Below are 26,771 nucleotides of genomic sequence, written 5' to 3' on the forward strand. Positions count from 1 at the left end.
ATGCTCGAGCTCCTGACCTACCCCTTCATGCAGCGGGCGCTGCTCGCCGCCGTCCTCGTCGGCATCACCGCGCCCGCCGTCGGCATCTACCTCGTCCAGCGCCGCCAGGCCATCATGGGCGACGGTATCGGCCATGTCGCGCTCACCGGTGTCGCCCTCGGCTTCCTGACCGGCACCAATCCGGTCTGGACCGCCATCGCGGTCTCCGCCCTCGGCGCCGTCCTCATGGAACTGATCCGCTGGTACGGCAAGACCCGCGGCGATCTCGCGCTCGCGATGCTCTTCTACGGCGGGATGGCGGGCGGTGTGCTGCTGATCAACCTCTCGCCGAACGGCTCCAACGCCAACCTCACCACGTACCTCTTCGGTTCGATCACCACGGTCTCGCAGCAGGACGTGGTGGTGATCAGCCTGCTGGCCGGGTTCGTCATGCTGATCACCCTGGGGCTGCGCCGCCAGCTCTTCGCCGTCTGCCAGGACGAGGAGTTCGCCCGGGTCACCGGGCTGCCGGTGCGCACCCTCAATCTGCTGCTGGCCGTCACCGCGGCCGTCACCGTCACCGTCGCCATGCGCGTCGTGGGCCTGCTGCTGGTCAGCGCCCTGATGGTGGTCCCGGTCGCCGCCGCCCAGCAGGCCACCCGCGGATTCGCGATGACACTGGCCCTCGCGGTCTCGATCGGAGTGGTGGTCACTCTGTCCGGCACGGTGTTCTCGTTCTACGAGAACGTCCCCCCGGGCGCGAGCATCGTCGTCCTCGCCATCGGCGTTTTCGCCGTGATCACGGCCCTGGCCGCGCCCTTGGCGAAATCCCGCGCCCGGAGGGCCGCGGCGGCCGAGGAGAGGTGCACCCTGAGGGACGATGTACTCGTCTAGTCCGTGCCCGCTCCGTTAGCTGGCACAATGGCCGGGCAAAGGCGACGGAGCGTGCGAGGTTGAGGAGGCAGCTGTGGCGACCGCGGGTCCCCCAGTACGCGGCCGGTCCACCAGGCAGCGCGCCGCGGTGGCGGCGGCGCTGGACGAGGTGGACGAGTTCCGCAGTGCGCAGGAACTCCACGACATGCTGAAGCACCGCGGCGACTCGGTCGGCCTGACCACGGTCTACCGCACCCTCCAGTCCCTCGCCGACGCCGGCGAGGTCGACGTGCTGCGCACGACGGAGGGCGAGGCGGTCTACCGCCGGTGCAACAGCGATGAGCACCACCACCACCTGGTCTGCCGCTCCTGCGGCAAGGCGGTCGAGGTGGAGGGCCCGGCCGTGGAGAAATGGGCCGACGCGATCGCCGCCGAGCACGGCTTCGTGGACGTCGCCCACACGATCGAGATCTTCGGCACCTGCGGGGACTGCGCGGCGGCCTCGTCCGACGCCTGACCCCCGGGCGGCCGTCCGTCCTCACCCCACGGCCGCCCGCAACTCCCTCAGCGAGGCGAGGTAATCCGCCCGCCCCGCGTCCCCCTCGTCGACCCCGCCCAGCCGCGACTCCGCCAGCTCGTCGGCGGCGCACAGCACGGCCTCCCCGAGCGCGTCCCGCCCGACACGGGCGATCACTCCGCGCCCGGTCCGCGGGCCAACGGAGATGCCCTGCTTCCCTCGCCGGAAGACGAGGCCGAAGGACGTGTCGATGCCGTGGTACGACAGCACCTTCGTGGAGCCGTCGAGGAAGCCGCGCAACTGGTCCAGGAGCAGTGACACCGAGAGGTAGATCATCATCCCCTGGTCGGGGACATGCCCCTGGGAACTGATCCACCCGAAGTCACCGGCCCACTCCATGTCCCCGAGATCGAACCCGCTCGGCTCGCCCTGGCCGGCCGTACGGAGAAGCTCGCGCGGATCATCCGAGGCTCACACTCCACACGTCCCCGTATCGAGGACAGCACGCGCCGCCCTCCTCCTGATCATCGACGACCAGGACTGAGACCTTGGTCCCAGCGGCCCGGTATTCCAGGTGGCCGCCCTGGCGGAGGAGTTCGAGCCCGGGCGGCTCCGGAAGGGATCCGAGCTCTTCCCGCAGCGCCTCCCAGGTACAGGAGCCAGAGAAGACCACCCCGGTGCACCGCGCCCATTCCTCCGCCATGCCGTGGGCATCCCCCATCAGCCGATGCAGTGCCACCGCCCCGCCGGTCATGGCCCACTCCCCCGGTGCCCCGGAGAAGTACAGCTCCACGAAGCCGTAGTCCCGTCGGAGCGTTCCGCACTCCTCATCGATCACATCGATGCAGTCCACGCTCAACGCCCGATCGGCATCATCGAGGCTCGCCCCGATCCCCAGACCATGGATACGCCCGGTGGCCACGACACCGGCCATGAACTCCACGCCGTTCACGGCACCGTGAACCAGCAGATGTCCCCGGAGTCCGGGAGCCCCGGGAGCTTCGCCATCTCCGACCGGATCCTGTCGAGGGTTTCGCCCTTGGTGGCGTCCCAGGGCGTGAAGGGATGCGCATCCGACGAGGTGAGGTCTCCGGCACGGACGCCCCGGTCGTACAGGTCACTGATCACGGAGCGGTCCAACCAGCACCGGCGGGGTCCAAACACCAGAAGGTGGCCGCCAATTACTGCTCCACCGCAACGGTCACGTCGTGTGGGTCAGGCAGTTTCACTGGCGCTTCGTCCGTATACCAGGAGTACTCCAAAGCCGACAGGCTCCCATCGCTTACCCACAGCAGCAGTTCGCCGACCAACTCTCCAGACGAGTCCTTCACTGCGCCAGTAGCAGGGAGCACCCCGTTGGGGACCTCCGCTCGCGGAAAAGGCTCGACTACCTTGAGTTCCACGCTCGGGGAATCGCTTCCCCATCGACCGACGACACGCGTTTGATGGACCTGCTGCCTCAGCTGATCGACGCCGGGGAATTGCGCCGAAAGAAGCTTATTCAGCACATCACTTTCCGCCACGTGAAGATTCCTGGACGGGTGCTCTACTGCCGCCATCATTTCCCTCCGGGGAACTTATCTTCGATGAATGCCGTACCCACTCGCGGCACACCCTTCACCATGGCTCCGCGAATCGTCACGACCTCACCGTCGATCGTACGCTTGACCACAAACCCGCCAGCATCCGGCAAGTCTTCTTTCTCACCCAAGCTATTGACGATGCGCCTAAATGCCTGTTCCCTACCTCCCGAATTCTTCACGATATCCTCGAACCCGTGCTTCGGAGGGTCGACTACATGCTCCAGCTTGCGCGGAGTGTTATCCAGTTCGTAAGCCTTGTCCAGAGCCTCCTGTGGACAACGCTGAAGGCCGAGCGGATCAGTCCAGCCGAGCGGGCTGGTGACATATCCATGATGATTGGGGGCGGGGTCGAGGCCAAGGGGGTCGGGGCTGACGTAGCGGGCGGTTTCGGGGTCGTAGTGGCGGAAGTAGTTGTAGTGCAGGCCCGTTTCCGGGTCTGCGTACTGGCCTGGGAAGCGGAGGGGGCAGTCGACGGATTCCGGGGCGAGTGGGGAGGGGAAATCCGTGCCCCAGAGGGTGGTGCGGTGTTGCCAGGCCAGGGTGCCGTCGAGGGTGACCAGTTCGGTCGGGGTGCCGACGAGGTCGGTGATGATGGCGTGGAAGCGGGTGTGGAGGTCGACGTCGTCCACGCCCGTGAACTTCTCGACCAGCGACGCGCCGGGTTCGCGGGACAGGGCCGTGTGGTCGGTCTGGGTCAGGGGGCGGTGGGTGCCCGGGGCGTAGTCCCAGGTGGTGATCTGGTCGGTGCTCGTCGTCTGCTCGGCCAGCCGGGTGTCGTCCCAGGTGAAGGTCACCGCCTCCGCCGCCGTGCCGTCCTCGGCCAGGCGTTGTTTGGATATCCGGCGGCCGAGGGGGTCGTAGGCGTAGGTCCAGTGGTCGCCGTCCGGGGTGGTCGCGTCCGTCAGGCGGTCTTCGGCGTTCCAGGTGTAGGTCCAGGTGCGGGTCTGGCCGTTCAGCAGTTTTCGGGTGCGGCGGGTCAGACGGCCCTGGGCGTCGTGTTCGTACGTCGTACGGCCCGCGCGGTGGATGACCGTACCGGTGAACTCCCGGTCGCCGGGTGACTCATGGGCGGGGGCGGTGGCGTGGGTGAGGTTGCCGAGGGTGTCGTAGGCGTAGGTCTCGGTCCAGCCGTGGGCGTGCACCGCCGTGACCCGGCCGACCGGGTCGAGGTCGAACCGGCGGGTGCCGGAGGTGAGTTCGCGGATCTCCGTCAGATAGCCGTCCGCGCGGTAGGCGTAGGAGCGGTGCTGGAGGAGACGGTCGGCGGCGTCGGCACCGCCGGTCAGTGTCTGGGTGGTGAGGCGGTCCGCCTTGTCCCAGGTCTGGGCCAGGGTCATGCCCTCGCCCAGGAGGCGTTCCACCTCGCGGCCCGCCGCGTCGTACACGAAGGACAGCGAACCGGCGTCCCCGCTCAGATCCGTCGGGCGGCCGACCGGGTCGTAGGACCAGGTGGAGGTCAGACCGGAGGGGGTCGTGCGCCGGACGCGGTGGCCTGCCGCGTCGTACGCGTACCGCGTCGTACGGCCGTTGACCGTTTCGGCGAGGACCCGGCCCAGCGGGTCTCGTTCGATGGTCAGCTCCGCGTCCGGGTTGACCGCCCCGACCAGGTCGCCCCGTACGTCATAGGCGAAGGTCGTGGTCCCACCCGCGTCGTCCCGCTGTTCGGTCGCGCGGCCCAGCGCGTCCCGGGTGAAATGGAGGGTTTCGCCCGCGCCGTTGGTGCGGGTCCGCAGGCCGCCGGCCGCATCGTGGGTGTAGGTGAGGGTGCGGCCGTTGAAGTCGGTCTCGGCGGTCGGACGGCCCGCCGGGTCATAGGTGTAGCTCCAGGTCAGGCCCTGGGGGTTGGTGACCTGGGTCAGCCGCAGCTCGGTGTCGTACGCGAAGGCGTACTCCGCGCCGTCCGCTTCGGTGCGGGTGGCGGGGACGTCGAAGTGGGTGGAGGTCTGACGGGTGGTGTTGCCGGCCGCGTCCGTATGCGTGAGGAGGTTGCCCTCGCCGTCCCAGGTCCAGCTCTCCCGCCCGCCGTCCGGCTCCTCCCGCCAGGCCGGTTTGCCCTCGGTGGTCCAGCCCATCCGCGCGGTGTGGCCCAGCGGGTCGGTGACCTCGGCCACCCGGCCGAAGGTGTCCCGGCGGACCGTCGTGGTGTGGCCCAGGGGGTCGGTGACCTCCACCGGCAGTCCCGCCGGGTCACAGGCGACGCGGCGGGTGTGACCCAGCGCGTCGGTCACCGCCGTGAGGTGGCCGATGTCGTCGTACGCATAGCGGGTCGTCGCCCCCGCCGGGTCGGTCGTGGCGGTGACGTTCCCGGCGGTGTCATAGGTGTGGTGCCAGGTGCCGCCGCCCGGCTCGGTGACCTCCACCGGCAGGCACAGCTCGTTGTACATGGCGCGGGCCTCGGCGCCGTCGGGAAGGGTGACGGTGGTGAGGTTGCCGTCCTCGTCATACGCGTAGCGGGTGGCCCGGCCCAGCGGATCGGTGACCGCGAGCCTGCGGTGGCCGCGGGCGTCCCATTCCGTCCGGGTGGTGTGACCCAGCGGATCCGTCTCCTCGATCACCTGGCCGCCGTCGTCGCACCGGAAGGTGGTGCGGTGGCCGAGGGAGTCGGTGTAGACCGTGGTGCGTGACGCGTCGTCGTACGCGAGAGAGCCGTTGAAGACACCGTCGCTGCCCTCGGTACGCACCACGCGCCCTGCCGGGTCGTAGACATAGGCGAACGAGGTGCCGTTGCGGTCGGTCCAGGAGGTGACCCGGCCCTCGGCGTCGTTGGTGAAGCGCAGCGGCTCACCGCTGGAGTTGATGACCTCGGCGAGGTGGCCCGCGTCGTCGTAGCCATAACGCATCACGACCGTACCGGCCTCGGACGCGCCGCCGCTCGCCTCGTAGACCGAGGGCGCGTGGTCCAGCAGCCGCAGCGCGGTGACCCGTTCGCCCTCGGTGTCCACGGCCACGTAGTAGCCGCCGGAGTGCCGGACCGCCGAGGGCACCCCGTTCGCGAGCCGTTCGATGTCGATCCGGGCGCCGTTGCGGTCCGCCACGCTCTCCAGCGGCAGGTACACCGCCCCCGGCTCCTCGGTGGCGGCCGCCCGGCTGAAGGTGCGCACCACACCGGATTCCGGATCGGTGACGGTCATGACCCCGTCGGCCTCGCCGTCCCACTCCAGCGGCCAGCGGGCGCCCTTCTTCGGCAGCACCGGCACCCCGGCGCCGGGCACCGGGTACACCAGCCGCATACCGTCCGCCGCGGCGAAGACCACGCCCTCCGCGTCGAGCTGCACCCGCTCGTCCAGCAGGCTCACCCAGGTCGGGCCGAAGCACACCCCGCCCCGGTACGAGGAGACATGGGTGCGTTCGAAGACCAGCGGCAGCGAACCGGGAAGCGTCAGATCGGTCTGCTCCATCAGCATCGCGCCGGTCGCGACGTCGATCGGCTCGCCCACCCGCGGACACGCCTTGGAGCCACGGCAGGCGGCGCCCTCTTCGATCAGATTGGGGCGGATCGAGGGGACCTTCGGGGGCCGCAGCATGAGCGGCACCCGGCTGCTCTTGGGCATCACCCCGGGTTTGAGCACGCCGAACCCGGCGCCGAAAACGCCTCCGTCGATCATGCCCTGCTTGGCGGCCTCGCTGACCTCCTCCAGGCTGAAGCCCTTCTGCTGTCCGAGGGCGATCTTCAGCGGCTGGGCCACCGCCGCGTCGATGGTCACCGACACCACACTGGTGAAGACCGCGCCCGCCAGCATCTCCGCGGCGATGACGGCGACCACTTCCTCCACCGCGATGCCCAGGCCGGCAGCCATGGCAATGATCTCCGCCGCCACCGCGTCGGAGCCGCCCCCGGTGAAGACGGTCAGCAGCCCGCCACCCACGAGCGCGACGGCATCGATGCCGATCTGGATCCACAGCTTCTCGATCGCGTCGTCCACCGCGTCGGCGAACTTGTCCAGCGCCTTCGCCATACTCCGGGCGGACTTGGCGAGATTGGTCAGCCAGCCCTCGTCCTTGCCCTTGGCGTAACGCCCCCAGAAGATCTCGAAGGCATCGATCGCCTCACCCTCGTTGTGGTGGATGAGCGTCGTGGCCGCCTTGTTGGTCGCGACCCGCACATCGTCCACGGTGCCGGCGAACGTCCGCCAGGCATCGGCGGCGTTGCGCAGGGTGTCGGAATCGGCGTCCGGCCACCACATACCGAGCTTGATGAGGAGGGCCTTGGCCTTCTCCTCGAGCTCACTTCCGAAGCTCACCGGTGGCCGTCCTTGCCGTGGTCACCGGCATGGTCGCCGCCGTGGCCGGAGCCGTGCCGCTTGACCTTGGTGAACATGCCCTTGATGAGCTCGTCGTTGTCGACATGACCGTCCGCCATGTCATCCATGGCCTCGTGGATGCTGGTCAGTCCCAGGACCAGGATTCCGGTTGCTCGCTCGATGTGCTTCTGGTTCGGCGTGTACTTCTTCCCGAAGTCCTTGCCCGGCTTGTCGTCCCCCCACGGCTTCCCGTAACCGTCCAGCGCGGTGATCAGCGTGGTCAGCGCCTCACTCAACTTGATCGCCTGGTGTTGGAAGGTCGGTGCGACCGCCTTGATGTCCGCCACCTTGATGTCCAGGACCTTGCCCTTGGCGTGCCCGCCGCTCACCCCGACGCCCCCCTTGCGCTTTTTGCTGCAAAGCCTCCAGATTAGATTTGGATGATCATGACCTGCTCAATGAGGGCCCTATGGCGGGTAAAGACTTCGTCGAGTCGTTGCATTGGGAAATTGACGGACCTTCAGCACCCGCTGTGACAGCGGTGACTCCCGAACGACCCCGTCAGTGCGCGGGCTCCCCGGACATCTCCCGCAGCGACCGGCACGCGCCGTCCAGGTGCGCCCGCATGCACCGCGCCGCACCCTCCTCGTCCCCCGCCTTCAACGCGTCGAGAACGGCGGTGTGTTCGGCGATGATGCGCTCACGGCCGAGGGTCCGCCGGGTCTGCACCATGCACAGGTGGACCTCGCCCTGGATACCGCGGTACAGCCGGTTCAGCCGCGGGCTGCCGACCGCTTCCACCAGCGACTGGTGGAAACGGAGATCCGCCTCGGCGAACGCACTGTGCGGGGCGTCGGGCTCCAACAGGCCGAGGTCGCCGATGGCGCGGGCGGCGGCGCTCACCGGGACCGTGCCGCGCCGCACCAGGACGCGGACGACATCCGCCTCCAGGGGGGTGCGGACCAGGAAGAGGTCCTCCACGTCGGCGCGGGTCAGCCGCGGCACATAGGCGGGCTTGTTGGCGTCGCGGTGCAGCAGCCCCTCGTGGACCAGGGCGGTCACGGCGCTGCGCGCGGTGGGACGCGACACGCCGTACTCGGTGGCTATCTCGGTCTCGGCGAGTGCCGTGCCGGGCGGAAGCTGTCCGTCCAGCACCCGGTCGCGCAGGGATGCCGCGAGCGCCTCGACGACCGAGACGGTGGACAGCCGGAACGCGGCGTCCTGAGCCATGAACACCTCCACGCGGGGACATCGCCATTCTCGCATGTGTCATGTCGGACCCATTGACTGCCATGAGTCATTGTCTGACAATCGCCGGAACCTTCATCACGAACGTGGCGGGGGTCACACGGCCCTACCCCGGGGCAGCCCGGACGAGGCGAGGAGAGGCGAGAACGATCATGGCCGCCTATGAACAGGTATTCGACCCCGTCGGCGACTCCCTCGGATACAGCGCCCTGCTCGCGGCGCTTCCGCTGGTGACGCTGTTCGTCCTGCTGGGCGGGGCGCGATGGAAGGCATGGAAGGCGTCGCTGGTGGCGCTCGCGATGGCGCTCGGCGTGGCGGTGTTCGGCTACGGGATGCCGGCGGGACAGGCGGCGCTCGCCGCGAGCGAGGGGGCGGCGTTCGGTCTCTTCCCGATCATCTGGATCGTGCTGAACGCCCTGTGGATCTACAAGCTGACGGAGATCACCGGCTGGGACGCGGCACTGCGCCGGGCGTTCGGCTCGCTCTCCGACGATCAGCGCGTCCAAGCGGTGATCATCGCCTTCTGCTTCGGCGCGCTGCTGGAGGCGCTGGCCGGGTTCGGCACCCCGGTGGCGGTCTCCTCGGTGATGCTGATGGCCGTCGGACTGCGGCCGATGAAGGCGGCGGCGGTGTCCCTGGTGGCCAACACCGCGCCCGTGGCGTTCGGCGCGATCGCCGTCCCCATCACCACGCTGGGCAAGATCACCGGGATGGACGCCGCGGACCTGGGCGCCATGGTCGGGCGGCAGACCCCGCTGCTGGCCCTGTTCGTCCCGCTGCTGCTGGTGTTCATGGTGGACGGACGGCGCGGTGTCCGGCAGGTCTGGCCGGTGGCGCTGGCCGGTGGATTCGCCTTCTCCGCGGCCCAGTTCGTGAGCGCCAACTACCTCAGCTACGAGATCGCCGACATCGTGGCGGCCTTCGCGGGCGCCCTGGCCGTCATCGGTCTGCTCCGCGTCTGGCAGCCCCGTGAGGTGATGGCCGCGCGGACCGGCACCCCGGTGATCGCCGGGGGCGCCGCCGAGGACGAGCGGTTCGACGCCGTACAGCGCCGCAAGCAGACCGGCGAGGGCTCCGCGCTGATGGCGTTCGCGCCCTATCTGATCGTGGTGGTGCTCTTCGCGGTGGCCACGTCCGGGCCGGTGAAGACCTGGCTGGAGGCGCACTCGGGGTGGACGTACCGCTGGCCCGGTCTGGAGGTGACGACCCCGGACGGCACCCCGCTGTCCACCATGACCTTCAACCTCAACGTGTTCAACGCCGCGGGCACGGTCCTGCTGCTCGCCGGACTGCTCACCGCGGTCCTCTACCGGATCCGGGCCGGACGTACGGCGCGGGCGTACGGCGACACCGTCCGGCAGTTCCGCTGGACCATCGTCACCGTCACCGCGGTGCTCGCGCTGGCCTATGTGATGAACCTGTCCGGCCAGACCGTCACCCTCGGACTGCTGCTGGCCGAGACCGGCGGCGCCTTCGCCCTGCTCTCTCCCGTCGTCGGCTGGCTGGGCGTGGCCGTCACCGGCTCCGACACCTCCTCCAACTCCCTGTTCGGACTGCTCCAGGTCACCGCGGCCGAGAAGACGGGCATCTCGCCCTATCTGCTCGGCGCCGCGAACACCACCGGCGGTGTCCTGGGCAAGATGATCTCCCCGCAGAACCTGGCGATCGCCGCCGCCGTGGTGGGTCTGGAGGGCCGCGAGGGCGAACTGTTCCGCAAGGTGGTGGGCTGGGGACTCGGCCTGCTGGTCGCGGTCTGTCTGCTGGTGTACCTCCAGTCCACCCCGGTGCTCGGCTGGATGGTGGTGCGCTGATGGCCGCCGCCACGGAGCTGGCCCGCGACCTGGCGGCCCTCGTCGGCGACGCCCATGTGCGGGTGGACGAGGGCGCGTTGACCGCCTACGCCCGCGACGCCACCCCGCTCTTCCACGCCCGCCCGCAGGCGGTGGTGCTCCCCGGCAGCACCGAGGAGGTGGCCGCCGTCCTCCGGTACGCCACCGACCGGGGCGTACCGGTCGTCCCCCGGGGCGCGGGATCGAACCTGTGCGCCGGGACCGTCCCGCTCCACGGGGGCATCGTGCTGGTGCTCACCCGGCTGGACCGCGTCCTGGAGGTGAGCGCCGGGGAACTGCTCGCACGGGTGCAGACCGGGGTGACCACCCAGAAGCTCGCCGACGCCGCCGCCCGCGAGGGGCTGCTCTACGCGCCCGACCCCGGCAGCCGCACCGTCTCCACCATCGGCGGCAACGTGGCGACCTGCGCGGGCGGACTGCGCGGCCTCAAGTACGGCGTCACCCGCAACTACGTCCTCGGCCTCGAGGCGGTGCTGCCCACCGGCGAGATCATCCGCACCGGCGGCAGGCTCTGGAAGGACGTGGCGGGCTATGACCTGACCCGGCTGCTGACCGGGTCCGAGGGCACCCTCGCGGTGATCACCGAGGCCACGGTGGCGCTGCTGCCCGCGCCCGAGGACAGCGGCACCGGCGTGGCCTACTTCGACTCGCTCGCGGACGCCTCCCGGGCGGTGGCGGCCGTCATCGCCGCCGGGATCGTCCCGGCCACGCTGGAGTTCCTGGACCACAAGTGCATCGCCGCGGTCGAGGAGTTCGCCGGGCTCGGCCTGCGGACGGACGCGGGCGCGCTGCTGATGTTCGGCGACGACGGCGCCCCGCGGACGGTGGCGGGCACCCTGGCCCGGATCGCGGAGGTGTGCACCGGAGCCGGGGCGCTGGAGGTCACGCTCGCCGAGGACGTGACCCGCGCCGAGGCGCTGCTCGCCGCCCGCCGCTGCGCCCTGCCCGCGCTCTCCCGGCTCGGTTCGCTGACCATCCTGGAGGACGCCACCGTGCCCCGGCACCGGCTCGCCGAGATGGTGGACCGTATCGACGCCATCGCCGCCCGCTACGACCTGCGGATCGCCACCTTCGGCCACGCCGGTGACGGCAACCTCCACCCCACCTGTGTGCTGGACCCCGACGACGGCGCGGCCGTGGACCGCGCGCACCGCGCCTTCGGCGAGATCTTCGCCGCGGCCATCGCCCTGGACGGCACCATCACCGGTGAACACGGTGTGGGCGCGGCCAAGCTGCCGTATCTCGCCGACCGGATCGGCGCCGACCAGATCGCCCTGGCCCGCCGGCTCAAGCTGGCCTTCGACCCGGCCGGAATCCTCAACCCCGGAAAGCTCGGATCATGACCGGACCCACGGACGACAGCCCCCGTCCCGCCCCCGAACCCGGCCGCGGCCTGGGCATCTTCGACAAGCGGCAGCTCGACCGCTGTATCTCCTGCGGCTTCTGTCTGCCCGCCTGCCCGACCTACGCCCTCACCGGCGAGGAGACCTCCTCCCCGCGCGGCCGGATCACCCTGATGCGCGCGCTGGAGACCGGTGAACTCCCCGAGGACGACCCGACGCTGGCCGAGGAGTCCTCGTACTGCCTGGGCTGCCGGGCCTGCGAGACGGTGTGCCCGGCGGGGGTGGAGTACGGCTCACTGCTGGAGCAGTGGCGCGACCACCAGTGGCAGGGCCGCGACCGGCCGTGGATCGCCCGGATCCTGATGGCGCTGGTCTCCCGCCCCGCGCTGCTGTGGCTCCAGGGCCTGGTCCGCCGCCACGCCCGGGGCGGCGGATCCGGCGGGTCCGGCGGATCCGGTGCGGACCCGGACACCGCCTCCCTGATGCTGGGCTGTGTGGAACGGGGTCTGTACCCGAAGGTCTCCCGCGCCGCCGCCGCGCTGCGCCCCGAGCTCGGCGTCCCCGCCCGCCAGGGCTGCTGCGGCGCCCTGCATGCCCACAACGGCGACTCCACCACCGGCGGCGAGATGGCCCATGCCCTCGGGGAACGGCTGCCCGGCACCATCGTCACCACCGCGGGCGGCTGCGCCGCCCATCTCGCCCACCACCTGGGCCGGGACCGGGTGCGGGAGCTGAGCCAGTACCTGGAGGAGACCGGCCACCGCCCCACCGGCCAGGTCACCGTGGACGGCCGCCGGGCGCGGGCGGCCCTCCAGGACTCCTGCCATCTGCGCAACGGCCTGGGCGTCACCCGTCAGCCCCGCGACCTGATCGCCGCCGTCGCCGACTACGTCGAACTCCCGGGCGCGGGCGAATGCTGCGGAGCCGCCGGGACCTACGCGATGCTCCGCCCGGCCGACAGCCGCGCCGTCCTGGACCCGAAGCTGGAGGCGCTGGCGCGGCTGGACGTCGACTTCGTGGTCACGGTCAACCCCGGCTGCCAGCGCCAGCTCCAGCAGAACCTGCGCCGCCACCGGTCCCCGGTCCGGGCGGTCCACCTCGCGGAGTTCCTGGCCATGGCCGGGCCCTGACCGGGCCCTGACCGGCGGCGGGCGGACGGCGCTCAGGCGGGCTGGGTGCCGTCCTGCCCCGCCTTGTCCTCGTTCGGGATCGCGCCGCCGAAGCGGCGGTCGCGGGAGGCGTACTCGACACAGGCGCGCCACAGGTCGCGGCGGTCGAAGTCGGGCCAGAGCACGTCCTGGTAGACCATCTCGGCGTAGGCGCTCTGCCAGATCAGGTAGTTGGAGGTGCGCTGTTCGCCGGAGGGGCGCAGGAAGAGGTCCACATCCGGCATGTCCGGGTAGTAGAGGTACTTGGCGAAGGTCTTCTCGTTCACCTTCGAGGGGTCGAGCCGACCGGCCCGGATGTCCTCCGCCACGGCCTTCGCGGCGTCCGCGATCTCGGCGCGGCCGCCGTAGTTCATGCAGAAGTACATCGTCATGGCGTCGTTGTCCTTGGTCTGCTCCTGGGCGACCTGGAGCTCCTGGGCAACGGACTTCCACAGCTTCGGCATCCGGCCCGCCCAGCGGATGCGGATGCCCATCTCGTCCATCTCGTCACGGCGGCGGCGGATGACGTCACGGTTGAAGTTCATCAGGAAGCGGACCTCGTCGGGTGAGCGCTTCCAGTTCTCGGTGGAGAAGGCGTAGAGGGAGAGGTTCTTGATCCCCATCTCCAGACAGCCCTTGAGCACATCGAGCACCACGGCCTCGCCGACCTTGTGGCCCTCGGTGCGGGGCAGACCGCGCTCCTTGGCCCAGCGGCCGTTCCCGTCCATGACGACGGCGACGTGGCCGGGCACCAGCTCACCGGGGAGCTTGGGCGGCCGGGCGCCGGAGGGGTGGGGGTCGGGCGCCCGGTACTCGCGTCGCTGTCGCCCCAGAATCCCGCGTCGTGCCATGCCTGCCACGTCTCCTCGTCCGTCGTCCCGGTCGGTCCCGGTGTTGGCGTGCTTCTGTCTGTCGTCCCCGCCGCCGGTGCCGGACCGGCGGCCGCTTCCCTACTTCTCCACGTACCGCATCGACCGGAGCCCGCGCTCCAGGTGCCAGTGCAGATACGCCGCCACCAGCCCGCTGCCCTCCCGGGCGTGCCGCAGCTCGCACGCGTCCGCGGTCTCCCAGTCCCCCGTCAGCAGGGCGCCCAGCAGCGTCAGCGACTCCGCCGAGGGTACGACGCTTCCCGGCACCCGGCACTCCCCGCATATCACTCCGCCCGCCCCGACCGAGAAGAACCGGTTGGGACCGGGCATCCCGCACCGCGCGCAGTTGTCGAAACTGGGCGCGTAGCCGTTGACGGCGAGCGAGCGCAGCAGGAAGGCGTCGAGGACGAGATGCGCTGCGTGCTCCCCGGAGGCGAGGGTGCGCAGGGCGCCGACGAGCAGCAGGTACTGCTGGACGGCGGGCTCGCCCTCGTGGTCGGTGAACCGCTCGGCGGTCTCCAGCATCGCGGTACCGGCGGTGTAGCGGGCGTAGTCGGTGACGATCGTGCCACCGTACGGAGCGATGCTCTCACTCTGGGTGCACAGCGGCAGCCCGCGTCCGATCAGCTCCCCGCCGCGGGCGAAGAACTGCACGTCGACGTGGGAGAACGGCTCCAGCCGCGCCCCGAACTTCGACTTCGTCCGGCGCACCCCGCGCGCCACCGCGCGCACCCGGCCGTGGTGGCGGGTGAGCAGGGTGATGATCCGGTCCGCCTCACCCAGCTTCTGGGTGCGCAGCACGATGCCGTCGTCGCGGAACAGACTCATGGCGCTCATTCTCCCTCAGCGGCACACCTGATCGAACCGCCCCCGGCCGGTTCGCCGGGGATCAGGCGCGGACCAGCACGATCGTCTCGCAGGGGGTGGTGCGGCCCTCGGCACGGCGCTGCAGCAGCAGGAAGCGGGCGGCGATACCGCGGTAGCCGAAGGCCACCCGCCAGTCGTCCAGCAGCCGCTCGGCGACGGCCGCCACGGTGAGGGCGGCCAGCCGGGCGTACGGACCGTCCGCGGGGTCCAGCGAACGCGGCCGGTCCGTCAGCGCCCGGGACCAGTCGGTGATGCGTTCCAGCAGGGTGTCCAGGGCCGGTGCGGCCCACTCCGGGGCGGACGGGGGCAGGACACCCACCTTGTCGGCGTAGAGGGTGGCCAGGGTGGCGAGGTCCGTCACGTCCCCCGGATACCCGGTGTCGAGGGAGTGGTCCAGCAACGGCGCCACCCGCTCCGCGAAGGTGGGGGCCCGCAGGGTGAGCAGGGACCCGCCCCCGGGTTCGGCCATCAGGTGCAGCAGCGCCGCGATCCGGGCGGCGGTGTCGGCCCGTTCGGGGAATCCGGCCTGGGCCAGATCAGCGGCCTGGAGGCGGGCGCGGACATCGGGGCTGCTGAGGTCGGAGCCCCGGACCGTGCCGGAGGGCACGCCCAGCACGGCGGCCAGCGCGGCGTTCCCGCGGGTCAGCACCTCCTCGTCCCCGGGGCCGTGGCCGAGCCACGGTCCGGTCGTCTCCCGCGCCGGAACCACCCAGGGGTGGTGGGTCCCCTCCGGCACCCATAACGACAGCGAACCGTTCGAGGTGTCCGCGCACCACACCGTGTGCCGCGCCACCCCGGCCACCAGATCGAATGCCCCGTCCGCCGCTTCCTCGTCCAGCGGCAGGCGGTACGCGTCCCCGTCCGGGGCCAGGGAGTTGACCCAGTCCACGAACTCCCCCGCCTCCGTCTGGGTCGCCCCCACCGCGATGTCGTCCGCCCCGCCGTCCGTGAGACCGGGCGCGCCGGGCCGGTCGCGTTCCTCCGTGAACAGCCGGTAGATCTCCCGTGTCACCGGGCGTGCGCAGACCAGGGTGGTCTCGCCCAGGCGTACGGTCTGGCGCAGTTCACGCATCACGGTGATCGCGGTCATCAGCCGCCGCCGGGCGGAGCCGACCGGCCCGCCGAGCGACTCCTCGCGCAGCGCCTCCAGCCGCCGGGCCACCTCGGGGGCGAATTCGGTCGCCTCGGCCGCGCAGTCGTAGGCCAGCGCGAGGGCCCGGACGGTGCCGGACGCCAGACACGCCTCGACCACCGGGGCCGGGTCCTCCCGGGCCGCGTAGAGCAGGGTCGTCTCCCGCCACCAGTCGTCGTCCACCTGGGCCACCAGGTGGTCGACGAGGCGGCGGTGCTGGATGTGGAGGGCGGCCAGGTGTTCCTGGAGGGTGAGGTGGGCGAAGGCGTACAGTCCGCGTTCCCGCTCGACCAGCAGTCCGCTGATCACGATCGTGTCCAGGAACTCCTGGGAGGACATGGCCGAGGAGACCCGGAACAGCAGCGGCCGCAGGACGTCGGAGGCGTACTCGCCCCGGATGTCCCGCATCCGGTCGGCCATCATCACGAAGGCCAGTTCGCGCAGGACGACCTCCTTCTTCGCGCCGCCGAGTTCATCGGCCGCCGCGGCCGTCCCGCCCTTGGCCTCCTGCCGCCGCCACAGCAGCACCTCGCAGATCTCGCCGTACAGTTCGGCGCGGCTGCCCGGCAGGGCGCCCCGGTAGCGGTGGACGTTGGCGATCATCGTCAGCAGCAGCGGGTTGGCGGCCAGGTCGTACAGGACGGTCCGGGCGCGCAGCCGGTTCAGCAGGTCCTCGGCGCCCTCGTGGGCGCGGTCGGCGACCGCCGCGTCGTCCGCTCCGGTGCTCAGCCGCTCGATGGCGCGGTACCAGCCGTGCACGAAGCGGCCGATCTGCTCACCGGTGAAACGGCGGATCTGGAGCACCCGGGCGCGGTTGACCGGGGCGCCCTGGTAGCCCTGCGGCCGGGAGGTGAGGACGAAGTCATTGGTCTCATAGCCCTCGATCTGCCGCTCCACCCAGCGGGAGACCTCACGGCGGTGCTCCTCACGGGCCACCTCGTCCAGCCCGTCCAGCAGCACCGTGCAGCGCCCCTGCTGGAGCTGACCACTGAACCAGCCGGGCGGCTGGTCACCGGTCAGCCGTCCCAGCGAGGCGCCGATGATCTGCGGAAGGGTGATCGCGGGGTTCGCGGTGATCGCCTCGGCGTGGTCCCGGAGGAACAGCAGCACCGGCAGGTCACGGCGGCCCCGCCGGCCGGACTCCCGGGCCAGACCGAGGGCCAGGTGTTTGAGCATGGTGGTCTTGCCGGTGCCGGGGAAGCCGATGACGGCGAGGGCGGTGCCCTCCGGCCCGCCGAGGAAGTCCCGCACCGACCGCCGCGCGGGGAAGGCCCCGCCGTCGGCGCCCGCCAGGGACTCGCGCGCCACCTGGTGCGCGGAGCGCGGCATCAGGCTGACGTCGACGAACACCTCCTCGAGCCCCGGGGTGTAGTCACCGCGCGTCGCCAGCCCCTTGAGGTCGATGAACCGGTGGTGGCTCAGCACATAGGCGCGGTAGTCGCGTTCGAAGCGGGAGACGCGCCACTGGAGCCGTCGGTCGACCGCGTCGGCGGCCCGCTCCACCCATCGGTCGGCCACCTTCCCGTACACCTTGGCCAGGAAGGCAACGCCCGCCAGCAGGGCCGCGTAGACCAGGAACAGCAGCAGCGAGACGACCGGATGGCGGTGCACGGAGGACCAGAACCGGGCCCCCAGCACCGCGGGCGGCACCAGGCTCGCCGTCGCCAGCGCACCGCGCGTCAGGAATTCAGCACCCTTGCCACCCGCCACCGTTCTCCCCCCGAGAGGCCCGTGACGTTCCGTTATAGCGCACACACCCGGAGTTGGGGATGCGATCGGCCCGGACCGGCGCGCGGGCCTCAGACGCGGGAGAACGGTTCGGCGTAGCTGAACGCGCCCTTGAGGGTGGGCTGATACGTGGTCAGGGTGCGGACCTGGAAGTACGCGCCCCAGGCCGGGTCGGGCGCGGTGACACCGACCTCGGTGGAGGGGCGGAAGCCGAAGCGGCCGTAGTAGTCGGGGCTGCCGAGCAGGGCCACCAGCGGTTCGCCGAACGCGTCGGCCGCACCGAGCACGGCGTGCACCAGCGCCTTGCCCACCCCGCGCCGCTGGTGGGCGGGGAGCACACTGAGCGGACCGAGGCCGAGCGCGAGGGACTGGTCGGGTCCGATATGGGCGCGGGTGCACACCACATGACCGATGACCTCACCCGCGTCACCGACGGCGACGACGGAGAGCGCGGGCAACCAGGCGTCGGAGGTGCGGAGTTCCCCCAGGAGGGTGACCTCGATGGGGACCGGGGTCTCGGACCTGCCCGCGAAGGCCGCCGCGGTGACGTCGGCCACGGCGGCGATGTCTGCCGGGGTTTCTCGTCGGATCAGCACCGGCACAGTGTGGGCGCCGGAACCGGGGACGGGCAACCGATTTGTGCGCTGCGGAGTACGGGCGCCGCCGGGCACGGCGATCGGCACCGGCGGAGACCGTACGGCCGGAGGCGGGCTCAGCTCGCCTCCGGCCGTACGTCCAGGGCGCGTTCGGCCCGGACGTAGGTCACCTCGTGGTCGGCGAGGACGTGGGCGGCGACGCCGGGCCGGGCGAGGAGCGCCAGCAGCAGGTGTTCGTCGCCGATGGAGCGGTCGCCGCGGCCGACGGCGATCCGCAGCGACCGCTCCAGCACCGACTTGGCCTCCGGTGCGAAGGGGCGCCGGCCGCCGCGTCCGCTCCGCCGGAGGCCAAACCGGGCGCCGGGGCCGGTGGCGGCGAGGGCGCCCACGCCGTGCGCCTCCTCCACCCGGGCGACGATCTCCCCGACATCGATACCGAGTCCGGCCAGGGCCTCGGTATCCGCGTCCGAGAGGCCGCCGCGGCGGCGCACCTCGGCCAGCGAACGCTCGATGGACGCCCGCCGCCGGTGCGCGCCGAGGCCGGCCAGCACGGTGGCGGCGGGGCTCCCGGTGCGGTCCAGGAGCGCGAGCAGCAGCTCCGGTTCGCCGACCGTGGGGCTGCCCGCCCGCTGTGCGTGCTGTACGGCCCCGTGGACGACCTCACGGGCACTGCCGGTGAATCGCTCGAACATCAACGCCTCCCGTGCTTCTTGTGGACCGCCTGCCTGCTGACGCCCAGTTCTGCGGCGATCTCCTGCCACGACCAGCCCTTGGCGCGGGCGCTGCGGACCTGGACGGCCTCGAGCTGCTCCAGCAGCCGCCGCAGCGCGGCGACGGCACGCAGCCCGATCCGCGGGTCCCGGTCGCCCGCCCGCTCGGCGAGATCCGTTGCTTCGGTCATGATGTCAATGTAGGTTGACGCATCTCTCGCGTCAACCCTGATTGACAGAGGCGGGGGCTGTCGCAGCGCCCGGGGCGTAATGGGTTCGACGCGGTCGCCGGGGTCGGGCAACCTCCCGTCATGGACCCTCGTTTCTGGCCCCTGTACGGGCTCCGCGTCCGCACCCCGCGCCTCGAACTGCGCCTCCCCGACCTCCCCCGGCTCGATGAGCTGGCCGCGGTCGCGGCGGAGGGGGTGCACGACCCGGCCGAGATGCCGTTCAGCGTGCCGTGGACCGACACCACCCCGGAGGAGCGCGGGCGCGCCACCTTCCAGCACGTGCTGCGGACCGTCGCGGAGTGGCGCCCGGAGGACTGGACGCTGAGCCTGGCGGTACTGCACGAGGGGGCGGTGATCGGGCGGCAGGACCTGACGGCACGCGACTTCGCGGTGACCGCCGAGGCACAGACCGGCTCCTGGCTGGGCCGGGTCCACCAGGGCCGGGGCCTCGGCACGGAGATGCGGGCCGCGGTGGCGCATCTGGCCTTCGAGGGTCTGGGGGCGCGCTCGCTGACCTCGGGCGCGATGGTGGAGAACGGGCGCTCGCTCGGGGTGTCGCGACGGCTCGGCTACCGCCCCGACGGAACGGAGACCGTCGCGGTGCGGGGCACGGCCCGGACCCTCCAGCGGCTGCGGCTGGAGCGCGCCGTCTGGGCGGAACACCGCACCGCCACCCCGGTGGAGATCACCGGACTCGAGCCGTGCCGCGCACTGTTCGGGGCCCCGTGACCAGCCCCCTGCCACCGGAATGCGAGGCCCACCCGCCCGCTCTACGGTGGTTCGAGGGGGCCGGGACACATTGGAGGTGGAGATCCCATGGCGGGCAAGTTCGAGATCTACGAGGACAAGGCCGGTAAGCACCGTTTCCGCCTGAAGGCGGGCAATGGCGAGATCATCGCGGTGGGCGAGGCGTACGAATCCAAGGGCGCCGCCGAGAAAGGCGTGGAATCGGTCAAGAAGAACGCGCCCACGGCCGAGATCAAGGAAATCCCGCGCGACAAGATGTGACATCGGCGCGGAAGGGGCAGGCGTAGCCACGATGCGGCACACCACCGCGCACACAACCGGATGCGACTCCTCGCATACCGCTCGCTAGCCTCCCCTTCGTGCATCACATACTCCAGGCCGCGGCCGACCGGTTCCGACGGGCGCTGCGCGGCGTGCGACGCGTCTGGAGACATCCACGGCTGAAGTGGCCCAAGCGCGTCATGGCGACTCTGGCGGGCGCTCTGGCCCTCGCCGTTCTCGCCGCCGGGGTCTCCCTGCGGCTGCTGTACGCGGGGGACGTCAAGCCCGGCACCCAGACCCGGGGCCGGGACGCGGTCTGGCTCGGCCACGCCTGGGTGGACGGCCGCAACGGCGAACGGGAACTGGCCGCGCTGGCCCGGCGGGTACGCGGGAGCGGCATCCGCGATCTGTACGTCCACGCGGGCCCCCTGAATCACAACGGCTCGCTGCCCGCGGCCCGTTACCCCAGGGCCGCCTGGCTGCTGAAGGCCGTCCACCGCGAACTGCCCGGGGTCCGGGTGCAGGCGTGGCTGGGCGATGTACTGGCCACCGAGGGCCCGACCGGGCTCCGGCTGGAGGACCGGGACAACCGCGCCCGTGTGGTGCGGTCCGCGCGGCAGGTGCTGGACGCGGGCTTCGACGGGGTGCACTTCGACCTGGAGCCGCTGCACTCCGGTGACCGCGCCTACCTCACGCTCCTCGACACCCTGCACACCCTCACCCGCGCCCGCCGCGCCCCGTTGTCGGTGGCGGCCCATCACATCGACCCACTGCCGGGGCTGCACACGGCGGCGGACTTCTTCACCGGCCACCCCAAGTGGTGGTCCCAGAAGTACTTCGGCCAGGTGGCACGGCGGGTCGACCAGATCGCGGTGATGTCGTACGACACCGCGATGCCGCTGGAGAGCCTGTACGGCGGCTATGTGGCCCAGCAGACCGAGCTCGCCCTCGAGATCACCCCGCCCACCACGGATCTGCTGATGGGCCTGCCCGGCTACCACACCGACAACCTCGGCCGTCACGCCTGGGCCGAGACGGTCACGGCGGCGGTACGCGGCACCCGGCTCGGCCTCGGCCGCCAGGACCGCCACCGCAAGCGGTTCGGGGTGGCGCTGTACGTGGACTTCGCCGCCACGGAGGAGGACTGGCGGGCCTACCGGAAGGGCTGGGGAGCGCCGGGCACGGGGTGAGCGGGTCACGGCGCACCGCGGGCCCGCGCCTGGGGCACAGGCCGGGTCCGGTCAGGCGCCGAACCAGCCCGCCACGTCCAGCCGGAAGCCGCTGGGCGGCGCCATCGTCTTGAGGTCCGCCTCCAGTTGGCGCAGCCGGTCCTCGCCCAGCCGTTCGGCCCACGCCGCGCGCAGTTCATCGAAGACGGCGGCCGACCGGGCCAGTACGTCGTAGCCGCGCGGGGTGAGCCGGATGAGCTTGCGGCGGGCGTCGGCCGGGTCGTCCACCCGGGCCGCGTAGCCCAGCGCCGCCAGCCGGTCGGCGGTCTTGCCCGCGGCCTGTTTGGAGACCCCGAGCCGTCGGCCCAGTTCGCTGGCGGTGGTGCCGTCCCGTCCGATGGCCTGCATCGCGAAGCCATGGGCGGGACGGATGTCGGGATGGCCCTGGCGGGCCAGTTCGGCGTGCAACTGGTCGGCGATCGACCGGAACCCGGCGAAGAGCAGCAACGGCAGCTCGAATCCCGGAGCGTCCTCAGCCATGCGCACTCCTCTTACCGCCCTTGCACCGATCGACAACCTGGTTTACCTTTTCGACAACCACGTTGACCATTTTACTCCGGGGGTTTCCCATGTCCGCGTCCGCCACCACCACCGTCGACCACGCCTTCCCCGTGCACACCCTGGACTCCGCGCCGCCCGGCGCCCGGCGGGCCATGGAGGCCACCGTCAAGCACCTCGGCCATCTCTCCCCCGCCGTGGCGCGCATGGCCGAATCGCCGGAGCTGCTGGAGGGGTTCCTCACGCTCAGCGGGGCGTTCGAGAGGACCACCCTCGATCCGCTCGCCCGCGAGGTACTCATCCTCACGGTCGCGGTCCGCAACGCCTGCCACCTCTGCGTCGAGATGCACACCGCCACCATCCGGGCGCTGGGCGCGGACACCGCACTCATCGAGGATCTGCGCGGGGCCCGGCCGCCGGCGGACGCACGGCTGGACGCGGTACGGGTCTTCGCCCTGGACGCGCTCGCCACCGCCGGCGCGCTGAGCCCCGGCGCCCTGGACGCCTTCCTGGCCCACGGGTACACCCGGCGCAACGCGCTGGAGGTGGTGCTCGGCATCGGCGCGTACACCCTGTCGACGTTCGCCAACCGGATGACCGGGGCGCCGCTGCGCGAGCCCGCGGCGGACCCGGCTCAGGAGGGTCCGGAGGCGGGCTGACCCCCGGCGCCGGAGGGGGCGACCAGACCGGACTCATAGGCGGCGATGACCAGTTGGGCGCGGTCCCGGGCACCCAGCTTGCCCATGATCCGGCTGACATGCGTCTTGGTGGTGAGCGGGGAGAGGCCGAGCGTCGCCGCCGCCTCGGCGTTGTTCAGCCCGCGCGCGACCAGGACGAGCACCTGGCGCTCCCGCTCCGACAGCGCCGCCAGCGCGCCCGCCGGGACACCGGGCACCGGGACGGACGGGGCGCGCAGCACCCGCGCGATCAGCCGGGAGGTCGGGCCGGGCGACAGCAGGGACTCCCCCGCCGCCACCGTCCTTATGGCGTCGAGGAGTTCGGCGGGGCGAGTGTCCTTGACCAGGAAGCCGGAGGCGCCCGCGCGCAGTGCCTCCACGATGTGGTCATCGGTGTCGTAGGTGGTCAGCACCAGGATCCTGACCCCGGCCAGATCCTCGTCGGCGGCGATGCGCCGGGTGGCCTCGATCCCGTCGAGATCGGGCATCCGGATGTCCATCACCACGAGGTCGGCGCGGGCGTCACGGGCAAGTTCGACGGCCTGGCGGCCGGTGCCCGCCTGACCGACCACCTCCATGTCCCGCGCGGAGTCCACGAGCATGGCGAAGGCGGAGCGCACAAGCGTCTGGTCGTCGGCGAGCAGCACCCTGATCGGCGGGTCCGCGGTCTCGCTCGGGTTCACGGGATGGCCTCCAGGGGGCTCACAGGGACGGAACCGGCCCTGCCCCAGGGCAGCGCCGCGCGGACGGCGAACCCGGGGGCGTCCCCGCGCGGTCCGGCGGTCAGGGTTCCGGCCACGCTGCGGGCGCGTTCGCGCATCCCGACGATGCCATGGCCCGGTTCCGCCCCGTCGGGCGGTGTCCCCCCGCCGGCCGGGCCGTCGTCCACGGCGGTGACGGCGAGCGCCGTCCCGTCCCGGACGAGGGTGATCCGCACCCGGGTGCCGGGCGCGTGGCGCACCGCGTTGGTCAGCGCCTCCTGCACGATCCGGTACGCGGCGGCGCCCACCGCGGGCGACAGCTCCGACGCGGCCACGCCGACGGTGAGTTCGACGCGGACGCCCGCCGCCTCGGCCGCCGCGGCCAGGTCGGCCAGTCCGGTGAGACCCGGAGGCGGCGCGACGGCGTCGGGGTCCTCGCCACCCCCGCCGCCGCTGCCCTCACCCTCGCCCCCGCGCAACACCTGGAGCGTGGCGCGCAGTTCGGCGCGGGCGTCCCGGCAGGTGTCGGAGATCCCGTCGAGCGCCGTGGACAGCGCCTCGCGGTCCAGCCGGTCCGGATCGGCGATCAGGACATGTGCGGCGACCGAGGTCTGGACGCCGATGACGGTGATGCTGTGCGCGAGCAGGTCGTGCAGGTCCCGGGCGATCCGCAGCCGCTCCTCGGCGACCCGGCGGGCGGCCTCCTCCTCGCGGGTGCGCTCGGCGCGTTCGGCCCGTTCCAGGATGGCCGCGATGTACTTGCGGTGGATCCGGACCGCCTCGCCGATCACCACGATCGACAGCACCCAGCCGGAGCTGCGCAGCATGTCGAACCCGGCGTGCGGTTCGGAGCCCACGGCCATGACCGTCACCATGAGCGCGATGACCAGGGAGACGGTCAGGAAGGAGCGCAGCGGCGGGCCGATCACGGCGAGGGTGTAGACGGCGAGCAGTCCGGCCGGGACGACGGCGAGGTGCACATTGTCCAGCGCGTGGTACGGGCCGACCATGAACACCACGGCCGCCGTCACCAGCATGGGGCTGTGCCGCCGTCCGACGAGCACCGCGGCGCTGCCGGTGAGCAGCAGCCAGCCGATCGCGTCCGGACGGTGGCCGTTGTCGCCGGGGTCCAACAGGGCCAGGGCGCACTGGAGGAGGAGTACGGCACCGGCGATCGCTGCATCGGTACGCCGCCGCGATCGGGCCTCGGCGCGGGACTCGGTCGGCCGTCTGCCGTTGTGGAGGGCGTGCAGCACCGCCCACAGCGTGGGCGGGCCGGGCAGATGACGCCCCGGCCGCCGGGGAGGCCGGGGCGGGGGCGCGGGGTGTGGGGACACGGCTCCATCCTCGGGGATCGGCCGCGGGCCGGACCAGGGGCGGTCCGGCCCGCGTTCACGCTGCAGGTCACATACGGACCCGGGTCCCGGACCGGCCGTCCCCTGCACGGCCGGTCCGGGCCCCGGTGGCTTCCGTCAGCCCCGTACGGCCGGTTCGGCCGGTTCCGCCGGTTCGGCCGGTTCCGCCGGTTCCGCCGGTTCGGCCGGTGCTCCGGCCGCCGTGGAGCGGACGGCGGGGGCGGCAAGTCCGGTGCTGGCCGGTGTGCGGCGGAAGAGCGCCCCCGGCCACCACACCCACCGCTTCAGCAGCAGACTCGCCGAGGTCACCAGATAGGTCCGGACGAGGAAGGTGTCCAGCAGGACGCCGACCGCGACGATGAAGCCCATCTCGACCAGCATCACCAGCGGCAGCGTGGCCAGCACCGCGAAGGTCGCGGCCAGCACCAGCCCCGCCGAGGCGATCACCCCGCCGGTGGTCCGCAGCGCGGTGACGGCGGCCTCGGCGACCCCGGCCCCGCGCAGCGCCTCCTCCCGCATCCGGTGCATCAGGAAGATGCCGTAGTCGACGCCGAGGGCGACCAGGAAGACGAACGACAGCAGCGCCAGGCCCGGATCGACCCCGGGGAAGCCGAAGACCGGCTCGAAGACCAGTCCGCCGAGCCCCATGGCCGCGGCCCACACCGCCACCACGGCCACCACCAGCACCAGTGGCGCGATCAGGCTGCGCAGCAGGGCCGCCAGGATCAGCAGGACCGCGATCAGCACCAGCGGGATGACCAGCATCCGGTCATGGGCGTTGGTGTCGTCGAGGTCGAGCTGCTGCGCGCTGGGCCCGCCGACGAGCGCGTCGGCGCCGTCCACGCGGTCCAGCCCGGAGCGCAGCGCATGGAGCGTGACCGTCTCACGCGCGGACTGCGGGGCGCCCTCGGCGAAGACGTCGATCTCGGTCCAGCCGCCGCCACTGCGGCCCCGGGTGACATCCGCGACGCCCTCGGTGCCGCGGGCCCGCGCCATCGCCTCGTCCGCCCGGGCGGTGCGCGCCAGCACGCTGATGGGCTGGCTGCTGGCGTCGGGATAGGCGCGGGCGAGTGTCTCGGTCGCGACCACGGACTCGGGCTTGTCGGTGAAGGTGTCGTTCTGCTTGAGGTTGCCGGGCAGGTTGAACACACCGAGGGCGAGCGCGCCCAGCAGCGCGGCGCCGCCGAGCAGCACCACCACGGGCCTGCGCCGCGCCGATTCGCCCATCGCCCCGAACAGCCCGCGCCCGGTGCGCGGCTCGCTGCCGTGCGCAGGGATCAGCGGCCAGAACACCCGGCGGCCCAGCAGCACCAGCACCGCGGGCAGCAGGGTCATCATCGCGGCCAGCGCGCACACCACACCGACCGCACCGACCGGTCCGAGGCCGCTGCTGCTGTTGAGGTCGGCGGCGAGCAGACACAGCAGTCCGGCGGCGACCGTCCCGCTGGAGGCGAGCACCGCCGGGCCGCAGCCGCGCAGCGCCTCGCGCATCGCGTCGTAGGGGGCCCGGTGGCGGCGCAGCTCCTCGCGGTAGCGGGACACGATCAGCAGTGCGTAGTCGGTGCCCGCGCCGAAGACCAGGACGGTCATCACCGAGGAACTCATACTGGTGACGACGAGGTCGAAGCCCTCGACGAGCCCGTAGACGACGCCCATCGCGGCCACCGCGGCGAACCCGACCACCACCAGCGGGATCAGCCACAGGAACGGGCTGCGGTAGGTGAGGATCAGCAGCACCGCCACCACGGCGGCGGTGGCGATCATCAGGGTGCCGTCGGTGGAGGCGAACACCTCCTGGGAGTCGGCCGCCAGCGCCCCGGGGCCGCCGACCCGCACGCTCAGCCCCCCGGGGTGGTCCCGGAGTCCGTCGCGGATCTCCTGGACGGCCTCCGCCCGGACCTTCTCGTCCGCGAGCCCGGTGAGCGCCATCGGGTACATCACGGTGGTGCCGTCCTCGGACGGGATCCCGCGCGGGGTCCGCTGCCCGACCAGTTCGTGGCCGCGCGCCACCGCGGCCACCTGTGCGCCCGCCGCCGCGCGGTCGGCGCGGGTCAGCCCGCCGTCGCGCCGGTAGACGAGGACGAGGTCGGTGGTGTCCCCGCCGGGCAGTTCCTCCTGGAGCCGGGCCACCTGGGTGGAGTCGGCCCCGGCCGGGAGGTAGTCGACGGCGGTGTCGCGTTTGGCGTCCTCCAGCTTCCCGGCGAACGGCACGGCGACGAGGAGCAGCAGCACCCAGGCGCCGATCACGGCCCAGGGAAGGGCCCGGCGTCTGCCGGAGGCGGGTGCGGGTGGTTCGTCCGGCGCGGCCGGTATCCGCGGCGATGTGGTCTCCATGCCCCCAGACTTCCGCGGGGACGGGCCCGGATCCTCGCGCGCACGAGGGAGATCC

25 protein-coding genes are annotated in these 26,771 nt (G+C 72.0%); 9 read left to right on the plus strand and 16 right to left on the minus strand.

Annotated elements, in window-relative coordinates:
- Positions 1-873, plus strand: coding sequence for a metal ABC transporter permease (locus NMK44_RS09240; protein WP_254740302.1), 873 nt, complete (start codon positions 1-3; stop codon positions 871-873).
- Between the two features lie 73 nt (positions 874-946).
- Positions 947-1,369 (plus strand): Fur family transcriptional regulator, encoded by a 423-nt coding sequence (locus tag NMK44_RS09245; RefSeq protein WP_254740304.1) that lies wholly within the window; start codon positions 947-949, stop codon positions 1,367-1,369.
- Positions 1,370-1,390: 21 nt separating this feature from the next.
- Here NMK44_RS09245 and NMK44_RS09250 read toward each other — a convergent pair whose 3' ends face one another.
- The 6 genes from NMK44_RS09250 to NMK44_RS09285 all read right to left on the minus strand — a co-directional run bounded on the left by NMK44_RS09250 (position 1,391) and on the right by NMK44_RS09285 (position 8,423).
- Positions 1,391-1,768, minus strand: coding sequence for a hypothetical protein (locus NMK44_RS09250; protein ID WP_254740306.1), 378 nt, complete (start codon positions 1,766-1,768; stop codon positions 1,391-1,393).
- Positions 1,769-1,829: 61 nt separating this feature from the next.
- Positions 1,830-2,321 carry a hypothetical protein gene (locus NMK44_RS09255; protein ID WP_254740308.1) on the minus strand — a complete coding sequence of 164 codons (492 nt, stop codon included), beginning with the start codon at positions 2,319-2,321 and terminating at the stop codon, positions 1,830-1,832.
- Positions 2,318-2,497, minus strand: a complete 180-nt coding sequence (locus NMK44_RS09260) for a hypothetical protein (protein WP_254740310.1) — start codon at positions 2,495-2,497, stop codon at positions 2,318-2,320. Before NMK44_RS09260 ends, NMK44_RS09255 begins: the two co-directional genes overlap by 4 nt.
- A gap of 430 nt (positions 2,498-2,927) precedes the next feature.
- Entirely contained in the window at positions 2,928-7,193 is a 4,266-nt protein-coding gene (locus NMK44_RS42025) for a DUF6531 domain-containing protein (RefSeq protein ID WP_489660290.1), read from the minus strand.
- A complete protein-coding gene (locus NMK44_RS09280) occupies positions 7,190-7,582 on the minus strand; it encodes a hypothetical protein (protein WP_254740312.1) in 393 nt (130 codons plus the stop codon). Before NMK44_RS09280 ends, NMK44_RS42025 begins: the two co-directional genes overlap by 4 nt.
- Before the next feature lie 172 nt (positions 7,583-7,754).
- Positions 7,755-8,423: a GntR family transcriptional regulator gene (locus NMK44_RS09285; protein ID WP_254740314.1), complete on the minus strand. Its 669-nt coding sequence runs from the start codon at positions 8,421-8,423 to the stop codon at positions 7,755-7,757.
- Positions 8,424-8,593: 170 nt separating this feature from the next.
- Here NMK44_RS09285 and NMK44_RS09290 point away from each other — a divergent pair, with 170 nt between their 5' ends.
- The 3 genes from NMK44_RS09290 to NMK44_RS09300 are packed head-to-tail and all read left to right on the plus strand — an operon-like array spanning position 8,594 to position 12,764.
- Positions 8,594-10,252 (plus strand): L-lactate permease, encoded by a 1,659-nt coding sequence (locus NMK44_RS09290; protein WP_254740316.1) that lies wholly within the window; start codon positions 8,594-8,596, stop codon positions 10,250-10,252.
- Positions 10,252-11,634 carry an FAD-binding oxidoreductase gene (locus tag NMK44_RS09295; protein WP_254740318.1) on the plus strand — a complete coding sequence of 461 codons (1,383 nt, stop codon included), beginning with the start codon at positions 10,252-10,254 and terminating at the stop codon, positions 11,632-11,634. The genes NMK44_RS09290 and NMK44_RS09295 overlap by 1 nt, the downstream gene beginning before the upstream one ends.
- Positions 11,631-12,764 (plus strand): (Fe-S)-binding protein, encoded by a 1,134-nt coding sequence (locus NMK44_RS09300; RefSeq protein ID WP_254740320.1) that lies wholly within the window; start codon positions 11,631-11,633, stop codon positions 12,762-12,764. Before NMK44_RS09295 ends, NMK44_RS09300 begins: the two co-directional genes overlap by 4 nt.
- 32 nt (positions 12,765-12,796) lie before the next feature.
- Here NMK44_RS09300 and NMK44_RS09305 read toward each other — a convergent pair whose 3' ends face one another.
- The 6 genes from NMK44_RS09305 to NMK44_RS09330 all read right to left on the minus strand — a co-directional run bounded on the left by NMK44_RS09305 (position 12,797) and on the right by NMK44_RS09330 (position 18,875).
- A complete protein-coding gene (locus tag NMK44_RS09305; RefSeq protein ID WP_254740322.1) occupies positions 12,797-13,633 on the minus strand; it encodes an isoprenyl transferase in 837 nt (278 codons plus the stop codon).
- Between the two features lie 99 nt (positions 13,634-13,732).
- The gene (gene recO / locus NMK44_RS09310; protein ID WP_254740324.1) at positions 13,733-14,479 is read right to left on the minus strand and encodes a DNA repair protein RecO; all 747 of its coding nucleotides are present in this window, start codon (positions 14,477-14,479) and stop codon (positions 13,733-13,735) included.
- 61 nt (positions 14,480-14,540) lie between these two features.
- Complete coding sequence (locus NMK44_RS09315) at positions 14,541-17,360, minus strand: NACHT domain-containing protein (RefSeq protein WP_254740326.1); 2,820 nt, start codon at positions 17,358-17,360, stop codon at positions 14,541-14,543.
- A gap of 89 nt (positions 17,361-17,449) precedes the next feature.
- Positions 17,450-17,974, minus strand: a complete 525-nt coding sequence (locus NMK44_RS09320; protein ID WP_254740328.1) for a GNAT family N-acetyltransferase — start codon at positions 17,972-17,974, stop codon at positions 17,450-17,452.
- 116 nt (positions 17,975-18,090) lie between these two features.
- Positions 18,091-18,666: a Clp protease N-terminal domain-containing protein gene (locus NMK44_RS09325; RefSeq protein ID WP_254740330.1), complete on the minus strand. Its 576-nt coding sequence runs from the start codon at positions 18,664-18,666 to the stop codon at positions 18,091-18,093.
- Positions 18,666-18,875 (minus strand): helix-turn-helix domain-containing protein, encoded by a 210-nt coding sequence (locus NMK44_RS09330; RefSeq protein WP_030081114.1) that lies wholly within the window; start codon positions 18,873-18,875, stop codon positions 18,666-18,668. Before NMK44_RS09330 ends, NMK44_RS09325 begins: the two co-directional genes overlap by 1 nt.
- Positions 18,876-18,995: 120 nt before the next feature.
- On the opposite strand from NMK44_RS09330, the gene NMK44_RS09335 reads away from it, so the two are divergent.
- The 3 genes from NMK44_RS09335 to NMK44_RS09345 all read left to right on the plus strand — a co-directional run bounded on the left by NMK44_RS09335 (position 18,996) and on the right by NMK44_RS09345 (position 21,112).
- On the plus strand, positions 18,996-19,643 hold the full coding sequence (locus NMK44_RS09335) for a GNAT family N-acetyltransferase (RefSeq protein WP_254740332.1): 648 nt from the start codon (positions 18,996-18,998) through the stop codon (positions 19,641-19,643).
- Between the two features lie 87 nt (positions 19,644-19,730).
- Positions 19,731-19,922, plus strand: a complete 192-nt coding sequence (locus NMK44_RS09340) for a YegP family protein (RefSeq protein WP_254740334.1) — start codon at positions 19,731-19,733, stop codon at positions 19,920-19,922.
- A 200-nt stretch (positions 19,923-20,122) separates the two neighbouring features.
- Positions 20,123-21,112, plus strand: a complete 990-nt coding sequence (locus NMK44_RS09345; protein ID WP_254740826.1) for a glycoside hydrolase family 18 protein — start codon at positions 20,123-20,125, stop codon at positions 21,110-21,112.
- Positions 21,113-21,163: 51 nt separating this feature from the next.
- Here NMK44_RS09345 and NMK44_RS09350 read toward each other — a convergent pair whose 3' ends face one another.
- Complete coding sequence (locus tag NMK44_RS09350; protein WP_254740336.1) at positions 21,164-21,631, minus strand: MarR family winged helix-turn-helix transcriptional regulator; 468 nt, start codon at positions 21,629-21,631, stop codon at positions 21,164-21,166.
- 89 nt (positions 21,632-21,720) lie between these two features.
- Here NMK44_RS09350 and NMK44_RS09355 point away from each other — a divergent pair, with 89 nt between their 5' ends.
- Positions 21,721-22,308 (plus strand): carboxymuconolactone decarboxylase family protein, encoded by a 588-nt coding sequence (locus tag NMK44_RS09355; RefSeq protein ID WP_254740338.1) that lies wholly within the window; start codon positions 21,721-21,723, stop codon positions 22,306-22,308.
- On the opposite strand, the gene NMK44_RS09360 is transcribed toward NMK44_RS09355, so the two are convergent.
- From NMK44_RS09360 to NMK44_RS09370, 3 genes are all read right to left on the minus strand, one after another.
- On the minus strand, positions 22,284-23,009 hold the full coding sequence (locus NMK44_RS09360; protein WP_308358448.1) for a response regulator: 726 nt from the start codon (positions 23,007-23,009) through the stop codon (positions 22,284-22,286). The two genes, NMK44_RS09355 and NMK44_RS09360, sit on opposite strands and share 25 nt — an antisense overlap.
- Positions 23,006-24,202 (minus strand): sensor histidine kinase, encoded by a 1,197-nt coding sequence (locus NMK44_RS09365; protein ID WP_254740830.1) that lies wholly within the window; start codon positions 24,200-24,202, stop codon positions 23,006-23,008. The genes NMK44_RS09360 and NMK44_RS09365 overlap by 4 nt, the downstream gene beginning before the upstream one ends.
- 297 nt (positions 24,203-24,499) lie before the next feature.
- Positions 24,500-26,716, minus strand: coding sequence for an MMPL family transporter (locus NMK44_RS09370; protein ID WP_254740340.1), 2,217 nt, complete (start codon positions 26,714-26,716; stop codon positions 24,500-24,502).
- Positions 26,717-26,771 lie beyond the last annotated feature (55 nt).

The organism is Streptomyces cucumeris, assembly GCF_024295805.1.
Lineage (GTDB): Bacteria > Actinomycetota > Actinomycetes > Streptomycetales > Streptomycetaceae > Streptomyces > Streptomyces cucumeris.

What these genes read in the sequence shown, in the direction of transcription:
- NMK44_RS09240 (WP_254740302.1), top strand. Translation starts at nt 1, where the DNA reads ATGCTCGAGCTCCTGACCTACCCCTTCATGCAGCGGGCGCTGCTCGCC.
- NMK44_RS09250 (WP_254740306.1), bottom strand. Translation starts at nt 1,768, where the DNA reads ATGGAGTGGGCCGGTGACTTCGGGTGGATCAGTTCCCAGGGGCATGTC.
- NMK44_RS09285 (WP_254740314.1), bottom strand. Translation starts at nt 8,423, where the DNA reads ATGGCTCAGGACGCCGCGTTCCGGCTGTCCACCGTCTCGGTCGTCGAG.
- NMK44_RS09290 (WP_254740316.1), top strand. Translation starts at nt 8,594, where the DNA reads ATGGCCGCCTATGAACAGGTATTCGACCCCGTCGGCGACTCCCTCGGA.
- NMK44_RS09295 (WP_254740318.1), top strand. Translation starts at nt 10,252, where the DNA reads ATGGCCGCCGCCACGGAGCTGGCCCGCGACCTGGCGGCCCTCGTCGGC.
- NMK44_RS09300 (WP_254740320.1), top strand. Translation starts at nt 11,631, where the DNA reads ATGACCGGACCCACGGACGACAGCCCCCGTCCCGCCCCCGAACCCGGC.
- NMK44_RS09305 (WP_254740322.1), bottom strand. Translation starts at nt 13,633, where the DNA reads ATGGCACGACGCGGGATTCTGGGGCGACAGCGACGCGAGTACCGGGCG.
- recO (WP_254740324.1), bottom strand. Translation starts at nt 14,479, where the DNA reads ATGAGTCTGTTCCGCGACGACGGCATCGTGCTGCGCACCCAGAAGCTG.
- NMK44_RS09325 (WP_254740330.1), bottom strand. Translation starts at nt 18,666, where the DNA reads ATGTTCGAGCGATTCACCGGCAGTGCCCGTGAGGTCGTCCACGGGGCC.
- NMK44_RS09330 (WP_030081114.1), bottom strand. Translation starts at nt 18,875, where the DNA reads ATGACCGAAGCAACGGATCTCGCCGAGCGGGCGGGCGACCGGGACCCG.
- NMK44_RS09335 (WP_254740332.1), top strand. Translation starts at nt 18,996, where the DNA reads ATGGACCCTCGTTTCTGGCCCCTGTACGGGCTCCGCGTCCGCACCCCG.
- NMK44_RS09340 (WP_254740334.1), top strand. Translation starts at nt 19,731, where the DNA reads ATGGCGGGCAAGTTCGAGATCTACGAGGACAAGGCCGGTAAGCACCGT.
- NMK44_RS09345 (WP_254740826.1), top strand. Translation starts at nt 20,123, where the DNA reads ATGGCGACTCTGGCGGGCGCTCTGGCCCTCGCCGTTCTCGCCGCCGGG.
- NMK44_RS09350 (WP_254740336.1), bottom strand. Translation starts at nt 21,631, where the DNA reads ATGGCTGAGGACGCTCCGGGATTCGAGCTGCCGTTGCTGCTCTTCGCC.
- NMK44_RS09355 (WP_254740338.1), top strand. Translation starts at nt 21,721, where the DNA reads ATGTCCGCGTCCGCCACCACCACCGTCGACCACGCCTTCCCCGTGCAC.
- NMK44_RS09370 (WP_254740340.1), bottom strand. Translation starts at nt 26,716, where the DNA reads ATGGAGACCACATCGCCGCGGATACCGGCCGCGCCGGACGAACCACCC.